Source organism: Actinomadura darangshiensis (genome assembly GCF_004349235.1).
Classification (GTDB): Bacteria; Actinomycetota; Actinomycetes; order Streptosporangiales; family Streptosporangiaceae; genus Spirillospora; species Spirillospora darangshiensis.
The window spans coordinates 32831-44771 of the sequence record NZ_SMKY01000041.1 but is presented as its reverse complement, the minus strand read 5'-3'; the positions used below and the strand labels follow the sequence as shown (position 1 = coordinate 44771).

Genomic DNA, 11941 nt, shown 5'->3' with positions numbered 1-11941 from the left:
GCCCCAAGCGCCGCCCCCGCCCGGCTACGGCCGGCCCGGCTACGGGCCTCCCGGCGCCCCCTATCCCGGCGGCCCGCAGGACATGCGGGCCGGACGGCTCGCGCGGCTCGGCGCCGGGATCCTGGACAGCATCCTGCTCAGCGTCGCGGCGACACCGGTCGTGCTGCTCTCGATCCGCTGGGACAAGATGCAGGACTCCATCGAGTCCGGCGAGCCGATCACGAACCCGATGGACCTCTACGACATCCCGCGGCTGCTGGGCGGGTACGCGATCGTGTTCCTGCTGGGCTTCGCCTACTACGCGATCCTGCACGTCAAATGGGGTCAGACGGTCGGCAAGCGGGCGTTCGGCATCCGGCTGGTGAAGGCCTCGGACCATTCCGCGGTGACCTGGGGCCAGGCGCTCGGCAGGCAGGCGTTCGTGTACGTCATCGGCATCGCGACGCTCGCGCTGAACTTCCTGTCGCCCGCCGCGGGGATCCTCGGCATGGCCGGGCTGCTCGACAACGCGTGGATCCTGTGGGACGACCAGCGTCAGGCCCTGCACGACAAGGTGGCGAGGACGATGGTGGTCAAGGCGACGCCGTGGACGCCGAACCCGTACGCCCGGTCCTGACCGCCGGGCGCCCCGGCAACCGCCGATCATCCGCGGGTAAACATTCGGGCGGCTCCCGGACGCGGCGATGTTTGCGCGGCCGCGTCGCGGCGACGCTGACGGCATGACGCAACCGCCGCACGACCCCGCGTCCGGGGGAGAGCCGGAAGAGAACCGGCCGCACGGGCACCAGGAGCAGCCCGGACAGCCGGGTCCCTACGGCGGCCCGCCGTACGGCGGCCAGCAGCAGCCGTACGGGGAACAGCCCTACGGGCAGCAGCAGCCTTACGGCGATCAGCCCTACGGCGGTCGGCAGGGCTACGGCCAGCAGCAGTACGGCCAGCCCGGCTACGAGCAGCAGGGGTACGGCCAGCAGGGCTACGGGCAGCAGGGGTACGGGCAGCAGGGGTACGGGCAGCAGGGGTACGAGCGGTACCCCGGCCAGGCCCAGCAGGGCTACGGGGACGTGCCCGGCTACGGCATGGGCCCGCAGGCCCACCCGGCGGGCGAGCTCGCGAGCCGCTGGGCACGGCTGGGCGCCGCCATCGTCGACCTCATCATCGTCGGCATCGTGACGGGCCTGATCTCGATCCCGTTCGTCAACTGGGACCGCGTGTTCAACCCGGAGCCGGGCGACTCCATGTACAACGGCGCCCAGGTGGGGACGAACGCGATCAGCGTCGTGCTGGCGTTCCTCTACTACTGGCTGATGCACGCCAAGTGGGGGCAGACGCTGGGCAAGATGCTGCTGCGGATCCGGGTCGTCCGCGAGGACGACGGGCAGGCGATCACCACCGGCCAGGCCGTGGGGCGCTCCGCGTTCTACAGCGTGCTCGGCGGCATCTGCGGCTGCATCGGCCTGATCGACGTCCTGTGGATCCTGTGGGACCCGCGCAAGCAGGCGCTGCACTGCAAGGTGGCGCACACCGTCGTCGTCCGCGCCGACCAGTACCAGCCGAACCCCTACGCCCACCGCTGACCGGGACCTGGGCCCCGGGGCCCGGTCCCGGGCATCCGAGTTGCCGGGCGGGGCTCCGCCCGGCAGGCTGGACGGCGTGCATATGGCCGGAAAGTCCCCCAGCCCCCGCCGAAGCGGCTCGCGGGCCGTCCGTGGCGGCGCGTTCCGCGGTGTGTCGGGGCTGGCCGCCCTGGCCGTCGCGGGGTCGCTGACCGCAGCCTGCCAGACCCCGTTCGACGACCCGGGCGAGAGCGCGTCCGGCTCGCCGAAGGGCCCGCCCGTCAGCGGCCCGGCGGGGCCGACGACCGCGGGCGACGACTACGTGCCGGGCGACGGCAACGGGGGCTACGACGTCCAGAACTACGGGCTGAAGCTCACCATCACGCCGGACGGCGAGAAGCAGCTGGACGGCACCGCGACGATCACCGCGACCGCGACGGACCGGCTCGCCCGCTTCAATCTGGACCTGACCGGCCTGGACGTGTCCTCCATCAAGGTGGACGGCGCCCCCGCGCGGCAGCAGCGGGCCGGCAGCGAGCTGGAGGTGACCCCGGCCAAGCCCCTGGAGAAGGGCGCGAAGTTCACCGCGGTGATCGCCTACTCGGGGACGCCGGAGCCGGTGTCGGACCCGGTGCTCGGCAAGTACGGCTGGATCCGCACGTCCGACGGCGTGTTCGTGGCGTGCGAGCCGAGCGGCGCGCACACCTGGTTCCCCGCCAACGACCATCCGAGCGACAAGGCCACGTTCGACTTCGAGATCACGGTCCCGCAGGGGCTGACGGTGCTCGCCAACGGCGAGCCGGAGACGCCGCCGGTGAGCTCGGGTGGCGGCGGGCCGGAGCTGCCGGGCATTCCGGGCCTGCCCGGCGGGCCGGGCGAACCGAGCGAGCCGCCGTCGAACGCACCGCCCTCCGGGCCCGCGGTCACACCGGTCGCGCGGCACGCCGCGACGCAGCACGCCGCGACGGTGTCGAAGTGGCACGTCAAAGCCCCGATGGCCACCTACCTCGCGACGGTCGACGTCGGCCGGTTCACGGTCCAGACGGGCAAGACGGCGAGCGGCATCCCGAACATCACCGCGGTGGACGCCACCACCCCGGGCGTTCCCATCGGCCAGTTCCACAAGCTGAACGGCGACGTCATCGAGGAGTGGTCGAAGCTGTTCGGCCCCTACCCGTTCTCCTCCACCGGCGGAATCATCGACAACGCCGACGTCGGGTTCGCGCTGGAGACGCAGTCGCGGCCGGTGTACGGGTCGTTCGGGCTCCAGCCGACCATCGTCGCGCACGAGCTGGCGCACCAGTGGTTCGGCGACAGCGTCGGCCTGACGCGGTGGCAGGACATCTGGCTGAACGAGGGCTTCGCGACCTACGCCGAGTGGCTGTGGGACGAGAAGTCCGGCGGCCAGACGGTGCAGGAGCACTTCGACGAGATCTACGGGAGCCCGGGCGCGCGGGAGCTGTGGGACGTCCCGCCGGGCAACCCGGGCCGCAAGCAGATGTTCGGCCGCTCGGTGTACGACCGGGGCGGCCTGGCGCTGGTCGCGCTGCGCGGCCGGGTCGGCGAGGACACCTTCTACAAGATCCTGCAGACCTGGACGAAGGAGCACCGGCACTCCAGCGGGACGACGAAGCAGTTCATCGCGACCGCGAACAAGGTGTCGGGCAAGAAGCTCGACTCCTTCTTCGACGACTGGCTGTACCAGAAGGGCCGCCCGGCCAAGTGACGGGCTCTGGAACGGCCTCGTTCTCGTCAATCTGAGACCAAATCGCGCTTGTACCGGCCCTGATCACGAGAAAGTCTTGATCGCGGTTGTGACGGCTTACCGAGGGAACCGAGGACGAGGTCGATGAGCAGAACCCCCAGAACCCTGGCCGCCGTGACGCTGGGCGTCGCGGCGACCCTCGCGGTCACCGCCGCGCCGGCCGGCGCGGCCGCGCGGTTCACGCCCGGCGCGCCCGGCGCGGGCGACCCCTACTTCCCGGACATGGGCAACGGCGGCTTCGACGTCGCCCACTACGACATCGGCCTGAAGTACGACCCGGCGACGAAGGCGGTCCGGGCCGTCGCCCGGGTCGAGGCGCGGGCGACGCAGAACCTGTCCCGGTTCGACCTGGACTTCCTCGGCCCGCTGAAGATCTCCTCGCTGCGGGTGGACGGGCACAAGGCGTCCTACGAGCGGACCGGCGCCCAGGAACTCGTGATCACGCCGCGCAAGGGCCTGCGCGAGCACCGGAGGTTCACGGTGACGGTCGCGTACTCGGGCGTCCCGCAGACGATCAACGACCCGGCGCTGGGCACGTCCGGCTGGATCCCGACGGCCGACGGCGGGGTGATGCTCAACCAGCCGTTCGGCGCCGCCGCCGTGTACCCGGTGAACGACCACCCGACCGACAAGGCGACGTACACGTTCACGCTGACGGCGCCGAAGGACCTCACCACGCTGGCCAACGGCGACCTGCGCGGCAGGTGGTCCGAGCACGGGTGGACGACGACGCGCTGGGTCATGCGGAGCCCGATGGCCAGTGAGCTCGCCATGGTCGCCTTCGGCAAGTACGACGTCGTCACGGGGCGGACGAAGGCCGGCATCCCGAACCTGACGGCCACCGACCACGCCATGGCCATCAAGCCGGCGGACGCGAAGAAGTTCCACGAGCAGACCGCCGAGGTCACCGACTTCGAGAACGGGCTGTACGGGCGCTACCCGTTCAGCTCGACGGGCGGGATCACGGTGAAGGCCGGGGTCGGGTACGCGCTGGAGACGCAGGGCCGCCCGGTGTACGACCTGGGCCGCCGTCCGGGCAGCATCCCGTCGCCGGACCTGCTCGCGCACGAGCTGGGCCACCAGTGGTTCGGCGACTCGGTGTCCCCGGCGAGGTGGGCCGACATCTGGCTGAACGAGGGCTTCGCGACGTACTCCGAGTGGCTGTACGGGGCCGCGCACGGCGGCAAGACCGCTCAGCAGGTCTTCGACGGGGTCTACGCGACCCCGGTCGGCGACGGCCTGTGGAAGGGCAAGGTCTCCGACCCGGGCCGCGACCACATCTTCGACGGGCTCGTCTACGACCGGGGCGCGATGGCCATCCACGTCCTGCGCAAGACCATCGGCGACAAGGACTTCTACCGGCTGCTGAAGGCGTGGCCCTCAGCGCACCGGAACGGCAACGCCTCGACGAAGGACTTCGTGGCCTTCGCCGCGCGCCTCTCCCACGAGAACTTGGACGCCTGGGCAAAGTCCTGGCTCTACTCGGAGGGCAAGCCCTCCCTCTGATCAGCTCAGGGTCAGGGTGTAGCCCTTTTCGCGCAGGCGGCCGATCACGTCTTCGGAGTGGTCGGCCCCTCGCGTCTCCAGGTGCATCAGGACCTCGGCCTCCTCCACGTGCAGGCGGGCGGCCACGCGCTCGTGCATCACGTCCAGGACGTTGACGCCGAGTTCGGCCAGCTCGCCCAGCAGGGTCACGAGGGCGCCCGGACGGTCCTTCAGCCGGCAGCGGACGACGAGGTACCGGCCGGCGCCCGCGAGGCCGTGCCGCAGCACCTTCGACAGCAGCAGCGGGTCGATGTTGCCGCCCGACAGCAGCACCACCACGGGCGGCTCGACCGCGTACGCGTGCTCCAGCAGTGCCGCGACCCCGGCGGCGCCCGCCGGCTCGACGACCTGCTTCGCGCGCTCCAGGCAGAGCAGCAGCGCCTGGGAGATCGACTCCTCGGTCACCGTGACCACGGCGTCGACCAGCTCGGTGAACATGGCGTAGGTCAGGTCGCCGGGACGGCCGACGGCGATCCCGTCCGCCATCGTCGGCTCGAGCTCGATCTGCGTGGGCCGGCCGGCGGCGAGCGAGGCCGGGAAGGCCGCGGCGCGCTTGGCCTGCGCGCCGATGAGCTTGATCTCCTGGCCGCCGCCGGCCTCCTTGACCAGGCCCTTGGCCGCCGCCGCGATCCCCGCCAGCAGCCCGCCGCCGCCGACCGGCACCACGATCGTCCGGGCGTCCGGGCACTGCTCCATGATCTCCAGGCCGATGGTCGCCTGCCCGGCGACGACGTCGGGGTGGTCGAACGGGTGGATGAAGACCGCGCCGCACTCGTCGGCGTACTCCTGCGCGGCGAGGAGGCAGTCGTCCACGGTCGGGCCGGGGAAGACGATCTCGGCCCCGTACCCGCGGGTCGCGGCGATCTTGGGGAGCGGGGCGCCGACGGGCATGAAGACCGTGGCCTTGCAGCCGAGCATGGACGCGGCGAGCGCGACGCCCTGCGCGTGGTTGCCGGCGCTGGCCGCGACGACGCCGCCGGCCCGTTCCCGCGGGCTCAGCCCGGCGATCCGCACATAGGCGCCGCGGATCTTGAAGGAACCGGTGCGCTGCAGGTTCTCGCACTTCAGCAGGACGGGCCCGCCGATCTGCTCGGACAGTACCCGGGAGGGCACGAGCGGGGTGGCGACGGCGACCGTGCTGAGCAGGTCGTGCGCAGCGCGGACATCGTCAAGGCTGACGGTGGTCATTGTCCGATCCTCGCACCCGCCCCGCTCAGCCCGCACTCCAATAGCGATCTTGTGCGTAGACCAGGGCGGCGGCGCCGACGAGCCCGGCGGTCTGGCCGAGCTCGGCCGGGACGATCCGGACGCGGCGCGCGAACTCCATCCGGGCGTGCGTCCGGAACGCGTCCGCCAGGGGGTCGAAGAGCAGCGGCCCCGCCTGCGACAGGCCGCCTCCGATCGCCACGACCTCCAGGTCGCACAGGTGCGTCGCGGACGCGATCGCGATGCCGATGGCGCGGCCCGCCCGGCGCATCGCCGCGCCCGCGACCGGGTCCGCGCCGCGGGCGTCGGCGGCCAGCTCGACGCCGGTGGCGTCCCGGCTCCCCGGCCGCCAGCCCTGCTCCCGCGCCCACGCCACGAGCCCGGGGCCGCGCGCGACCGCCTCCAGGCAGCCGCGTCCTCCGCATTCGCAGGGCGGGCCGCCCGGGTCGACGATGATGTGCCCGATGTGCCCGGCGTTGCCGCTGGCGCCGTTCACCAGGCGCCCGCCGAGGATGAGCCCGCCGCCGACCCCCGTCGACACCACCATGCCGAGGACGTTGCCGTGCCCGCGCCCGGCGCCGAGCCAGTGCTCGCCGATCGCGACGCAGATCGCGTCGTTGTGGATCCGGACGGGCAGGCCGGGATACCGGTCGCGAAGTCGCTCGCGCAGCGGGAAGCCCCGCCACGCCGGGATGTTCAGCGGGGACACCTCGGCGGCCGGCCAGGTCATCGGCCCGCCGCAGCCGACGCCGACGCCCGCGAGCGGCGGGCCGCCCGCGTCGGCGACGAGCTTGCCGAGCAGCGCCTCCAGCGCCTGCCACAGCTCCTCGCCGTCCACGCCGGGCGCGTTCGGGGTGGGGGCACGGTCCTGGACGACGACGCGTCCATCGGGTTCGACCAGCGCGGCGGCCAGCTTCGTGCCGCCGATGTCCACTGCGAGCACGACGCTCAAGCGTGTCTCTTGCGGGGGGACGACCCCCCGCGCCCCCCGGTTCGCTTCGCTCAAGCCGTGTCCTCCGCCCTGCCGAAAGCCAGGATCGACGCGGTGAAGCCGTGCACGTGGTTGCGTCCCGCGACCGGCCCGATCTCACCGGCGGCGAAGAACCCGCCCACCCCGGCGGGGCCGAACGCGCGGTCGAGGACCTTCGCGTCGTGGTCGGAGTCGGGGAACATCGCCTGACCGCGCCCGTTGCAGGAGAACAGCAGCGCGCCCTCGACCGGTGCCAGGTCGAACCGCTCCAGGAGGGCGGCGAGGTCCTCCTCGGCGGCGCCCGCGTCCCGGACCTGGAACCGGACGGTGCGCCCCACGTCCACCACGTCGCCGATCGCGATGGCGCCGGTGTCGGTGTCGGCGCCGACCACGCCCCGGACGAGGAAGTCGCCGTGCTCGTGCACGTCGGCGTACTCGTCCATCGCGACGCCGATCAGCAGGCCGCGCCCCGCGAGCTCCTGCTCCTCCTCCGGCAGCTCGACGACGATCTGCTCCAGCTTCTCCAGCGCGGGCGCGCCGGCCAGCTCGTACAGGACGTTCTCCTCGGCCTTGGTGACCACCATGTCGGGGCCGATCGGGCGGGCGCCCTGGCTGACCACCGTGGCGGCGGCGACGTCCCCGCCGATCACCACGCCGACCGCGCCGTCCCGGTACACCTCGCCGCCGACGAACAGCCGTACCTCGCCGTGCCCGGTCTCGCCGAGCCCGCTGCCCTCGGCGAGCCCGCCGACCAGCGGCAGCCCGGGCAGCGCGTCGTCGGAGCGCTCCACGAACGCGTCCACCGGGAAGCTGTAGGGGTCGGCCAGCAGCACGCCGACCACGTCGTCGACCTGCCCCTCGGGCATCCCGACCACGATGAGCCGGTCGTCGCCCTTGAGGGTCTCCAGCCGGAACGCGTCCAGCCGCGCGCCGGGCAGCACCGCCGCCCACGCGCTGACCGCGCCGCGCTCCTCCACGCCGCGCCCGGCGCCGATCACCCCCGACGCGCTGCAGCCGAGCAGCAGCGCGGGCCCGGCCGCCTGCTCCGCGGCCACCGCCGCCTCCTCGACCTCGTCGGGGTCGTCCCCCGTGACGAACACGCACACCAGGTCGGGCGCCGCGCTGAGCGGCGCGAGCGCCTGCTCGACCGCCGCCGCGGCGGCGCTGGACAGGTCGGGTCCGAGGGCCAGGCCATCACCGAATCGCGCCATCGGCGCCGCCTCCCCCACTCTGTTCGCCCAATCGGTTCACACCGTCAGTCTCCCCCGCCGCACGCCCTCCACCCAAACACCGGCGGGCCGGGGCACGCCGGGCGAATCCCCGGCGGGGGTGCGATTCCGCGCACCGGCGACGTAGTGTCGATCGCGTGCGTTCATCCACACCACGCGAATCCACTCTGGACGAGCTGCGCAACAGCGGTCACGTCCAGCTTCCCGTCAAGGCCGAGATCCGCCGCAACCTGCTCGACCGGCTGCGCTCCGGGGAGCCTCGGTTCCCCGGCATCCTCGGGTTCGACGACACCGTCCTCCCCCACCTGGAGCGGGCCCTGCTCGCCGGGCACGACCTGGTGCTGCTGGGCGAGCGCGGGCAGGGCAAGACGCGGCTGATCCGCACCCTGGCCGGGCTGCTGGACGAGTGGACGCCGGTGGTCGCGGGCTGCGAGATCAACGACCACCCGTACGCGCCGGTGTGCGTGCGGTGCCGCAGGCTGGCCGCCGAACTGGGCGGCGAGCTGCCGGTCGAGTGGAAGCACCGCGACGAGCGGTACGGCGAGAAGCTCGCCACCCCCGACACCAGCGTCGGCGACCTCATCGGCGACGTCGACCCGATCAAGGTGGCGGAGGGCCGCACGCTCGGCGACCCCGAGACCGTCCACTTCGGGCTGGTCCCGCGCACCAACCGCGGCGTCTTCTCCATCAACGAACTGCCCGACCTCGCCGAGCGCATCCAGGTGTCGCTGCTCAACGTGCTGGAGGAGCGCGACGTCCAGATTCGCGGCTACGCGCTGCGGCTGCCGCTGGACGTGCTGCTCATCGCGTCCGCCAACCCCGAGGACTACACCAACCGCGGCCGGATCATCACCCCGCTGAAGGACCGCTTCGGCGCCGAGATCCGCACCCACTACCCCCTCGAACTGGACGCCGAGCTGGCGCTGATCCGGCAGGAGAGCGACTTCGCCGACCTCGCCGGGCTGCCCGCCGAGGTGCCCGACCACCTGGTCGAGATCATCGGGCGGTTCACCCGGCTCGTCCGGGAGTCGACGGCGGTGGACGCGCGCTCCGGCGTGTCCGCGCGGTTCGCGCTCGCCGGCGCCGAGACCGTCGCGGCGGGCGCGGTGCGGCGGGCGGCGCTCGCCGGGGAGGAGCGCGCCGTCGCGCGGATCTGCGACCTGCCCGCCGTCGTGCCGTCGCTGATGGGCAAGGTGGAGTTCGAGGTCAGCGAGGAGGGCCGCGAGCAGGAGGTGCTGGAGCACCTGCTGCGCCGCGCGGTCGCCGAGACCTACCGGCGGACGCTGGGCGCCGCCGACCTGAACGGGCTGCTCGACAAGTTCGACTCCGGGGACAGCGTCGAGTCGGGCGAGCTGGTGCCCGCCGCGGAGCTGCTGCGCCGCATCGGCCAGGTCCCCGGCCTCGCCAAGATCATGGAACGGCTCGGCATGAGCGGGGAGTCCCCGGGACAGGCCGCGGCCGCGCTGGAGTTCGCCCTGGAGGGCCTGTTCCTCACCCGGCGGCTCTCCAAGGACGCCACCGAGGGACGCTCCGACGGGACGGCCACGTACCGGACGTGACGCCGGAAACCGAGGTCTCCGGGCGCAAGGAGGTTCGATGAGCCGGTACCGCTACGGCGCCTACGAGGACGGGCCCGACCCGCTCGCCCCGCCCTACGACGTCCGCGACGCGCTGGAAGCCATGGGCGACTCGGTGCTGGACGGCACCCGCCCCGACGACGCGCTCCGCGAGCTGCTGCGGCGCGGCCTGCCGAACGCGGAGAACCGGCGCGGGCTCGACGACATGCTCCGCCAGGTGCGCGAGCGGCGCCGCGCGCTGCGCGACCGGGGCCGCCTCGACGGGACGCTGGAGCAGGCCCGCGCGCTGCTCGACACCGCGATCGGGCAGGAGCGCGCCGAGCTGTTCCCGGACCCGAGCGACGACGCGCGGCTGCGCGAGGCGGAGCTGGACACGCTGCCGCCCGACACCTCGCAGGCGATCCGCCGGCTGTCGGACTACGAATGGCGCTCCGACGCGGCCCGCCGCACCTTCGAGCAGCTGAAGGACCTGCTGCGCCGCGAGGTCCTCGACGCGCAGTTCCAGGGCATGAAGCAGGCCCTGGAGAGCCAGGACCCGGCCGCGATGGAGCGGGTCAAGGACATGATGGCCGCGCTCAACGAGATGCTGGAGCGGGACGCGCGCGGCGAGCACACCCAGGAGGACTTCGACCGGTTCATGCAGGAGTACGGGGACATGTTCCCCGACGATCCGCAGAACCTCGACGAGCTCGTCGACGCGCTCGCCCGCCGGGCCGCCGCGATGGACCGGCTGCTCGCCTCGCTCAGCCCCGAGCAGCGCGCCGAGCTGGCCGGGCTGATGGACCAGGCCATGCAGGACGCCGGCCTCGCCATGGAGATGACGCGGCTCGGCGACGCGCTGCGCTCCCGCCGCCCCGACCTCGGCTGGGGCCAGTCCGAGCAGATGACCGGCGAGAACCCGCTCGGCGTGGGCGACGCCACCACCGCGCTCGCGGAGCTGGCCGACCTCAGCGAGCTGGAGGCCGCCCTCGGGCAGGACTACCCGGGCGCGCGGCTCGACGACATCGACGAGGACGCCGTCCGGCGGGCGCTCGGCCGGCAGGCCGTCGACGACCTGGACGCGCTGCGCCGCATCGAGAAGGAGCTGGAGCGGCAGGGCTACCTGCGGCGCAACCGCGGCAAGCTGGAGCTGACCCCGAAGGCGGTGCGGCGGCTCGGCGAGACGGCGCTGCGCCGGGTCTTCTCCCAGCTGACGTCCGGCCGGCAGGGCGACCACGACCAGCGGGACGCGGGCCAGGCCGGCGAGCTGACCGGTGCGAGCCGCGAGTGGCGGTTCGGCGACGAGCAGCCCCTGGACGTCGTCCGGACGGTGAGCAACGCGATCCGCCGCAGCGCGATGGACGCGTCCCCCGGGCTCGTCCCGCGCCAGGCGACCGCGAAGGTCGTGGAGCCGAGCACCGCCGACGTCATCGAGATCAACGGCAACGGCTCGCGGCCGAACGGCGGGAAGCCCGGCGGGGTGCGGCTGGGCGTGGACGACTTCGAGGTGCACGAGACCGAGCGCCGCACCGGCGCCGCCGTCTGCCTCCTGGTCGACCTGTCCTACTCGATGGTGCTGCGCGGGACGTGGGCGGTCGCCAAGCAGACGACGCTCGCCCTGCACACGCTCGTCACCAGCAAGTTCCCGCAGGACGCGATCCAGATCATCGGGTTCTCCAACTACGCGCGGGTGCTGCACCCGACGGAGATGGCGGGCCTCGACTGGGACATGGTGCAGGGCACCAACCTGCACCACGCGCTGATGATCGCCGGACGGCACCTGGACCGGCATCCCGACTTCGAGCCGATCGTCCTCGTCGTCACCGACGGGGAGCCGACCGCGCACCTGCGCCCGGACGGCCGCTCGCTGTTCGACTACCCGCCGTCCACCGACACGCTCGTCCTCACCCTCGCCGAGGTCGACAAGATGACGCGGCGCGGCGCCTGCATGAACTTCTTCATGCTCGCCGAGGACCGGCGGCTCGTGTCGTTCGTGGAGGAGGTCGCGCGGCGCAACGGCGGCCGGGTCTTCGCGCCCGACGCCGAGCGGCTGGGCGAGTACGTCGTGAGCGACTACCTGAGAGTCCGCCGCGGCCGCCGCTGAGCCTCGCGAAAAG

At 73.0% G+C, this 11941-nt stretch carries 9 protein-coding genes; 6 read left to right on the top strand and 3 right to left on the bottom strand.

Translation table 11 applies throughout. The features are described 5' to 3' along the window. The 4 genes from E1293_RS12270 to E1293_RS12255 form a co-directional block, all read left to right on the top strand. On the top strand, positions 1-616 hold a 616-nt coding region (locus E1293_RS12270), incomplete at its 5' end, for an RDD family protein (protein WP_132197083.1). Positions 617-719: 103 nt separating this feature from the next. Continuing rightward, entirely contained in the window at positions 720-1574 is an 855-nt protein-coding gene (locus E1293_RS12265) for an RDD family protein (RefSeq protein WP_132197081.1), read from the top strand. Between the two features lie 82 nt (positions 1575-1656). Then, positions 1657-3279 carry a M1 family aminopeptidase gene (locus E1293_RS12260; protein WP_132197091.1) on the top strand — a complete coding sequence of 541 codons (1623 nt, stop codon included), beginning with the start codon at positions 1657-1659 and terminating at the stop codon, positions 3277-3279. A gap of 123 nt (positions 3280-3402) precedes the next feature. After that, entirely contained in the window at positions 3403-4824 is a 1422-nt protein-coding gene (locus E1293_RS12255) for a M1 family metallopeptidase (RefSeq protein ID WP_132197079.1), read from the top strand. Here the strand turns inward: E1293_RS12255 and ilvA are convergent, their stop codons facing one another. Genes ilvA through E1293_RS12240 form a run of 3 tightly spaced genes read right to left on the bottom strand, consistent with a single transcriptional unit; the run spans position 4825 to position 8250 of the window. After that, complete coding sequence (gene ilvA / locus E1293_RS12250) at positions 4825-6051, bottom strand: threonine ammonia-lyase (RefSeq protein WP_132197077.1); 1227 nt, start codon at positions 6049-6051, stop codon at positions 4825-4827. It lies immediately after the preceding gene. A 25-nt stretch (positions 6052-6076) separates the two neighbouring features. Further along, entirely contained in the window at positions 6077-7012 is a 936-nt protein-coding gene (locus E1293_RS12245) for an ROK family protein (protein WP_341770184.1), read from the bottom strand. 59 nt (positions 7013-7071) lie between these two features. After that, positions 7072-8250 carry an FIST signal transduction protein gene (locus E1293_RS12240; RefSeq protein WP_132197073.1) on the bottom strand — a complete coding sequence of 393 codons (1179 nt, stop codon included), beginning with the start codon at positions 8248-8250 and terminating at the stop codon, positions 7072-7074. A gap of 155 nt (positions 8251-8405) precedes the next feature. Here E1293_RS12240 and E1293_RS12235 point away from each other — a divergent pair, with 155 nt between their 5' ends. Together E1293_RS12235 and E1293_RS12230 are read left to right on the top strand one after the other, a co-directional pair. Further along, complete coding sequence (locus E1293_RS12235; RefSeq protein WP_132197071.1) at positions 8406-9827, top strand: sigma 54-interacting transcriptional regulator; 1422 nt, start codon at positions 8406-8408, stop codon at positions 9825-9827. Between the two features lie 37 nt (positions 9828-9864). Continuing rightward, the gene (locus E1293_RS12230; RefSeq protein ID WP_132197069.1) at positions 9865-11928 is read left to right on the top strand and encodes a vWA domain-containing protein; all 2064 of its coding nucleotides are present in this window, start codon (positions 9865-9867) and stop codon (positions 11926-11928) included. Positions 11929-11941: the final 13 nt, after the last annotated feature.

What these genes read in the sequence shown, in the direction of transcription:
- E1293_RS12265 (WP_132197081.1), top strand. Translation starts at nt 720, where the DNA reads ATGACGCAACCGCCGCACGACCCCGCGTCCGGGGGAGAGCCGGAAGAG.
- E1293_RS12260 (WP_132197091.1), top strand. Translation starts at nt 1,657, where the DNA reads ATGGCCGGAAAGTCCCCCAGCCCCCGCCGAAGCGGCTCGCGGGCCGTC.
- E1293_RS12255 (WP_132197079.1), top strand. Translation starts at nt 3,403, where the DNA reads ATGAGCAGAACCCCCAGAACCCTGGCCGCCGTGACGCTGGGCGTCGCG.
- ilvA (WP_132197077.1), bottom strand. Translation starts at nt 6,051, where the DNA reads ATGACCACCGTCAGCCTTGACGATGTCCGCGCTGCGCACGACCTGCTC.
- E1293_RS12240 (WP_132197073.1), bottom strand. Translation starts at nt 8,250, where the DNA reads ATGGCGCGATTCGGTGATGGCCTGGCCCTCGGACCCGACCTGTCCAGC.
- E1293_RS12230 (WP_132197069.1), top strand. Translation starts at nt 9,865, where the DNA reads ATGAGCCGGTACCGCTACGGCGCCTACGAGGACGGGCCCGACCCGCTC.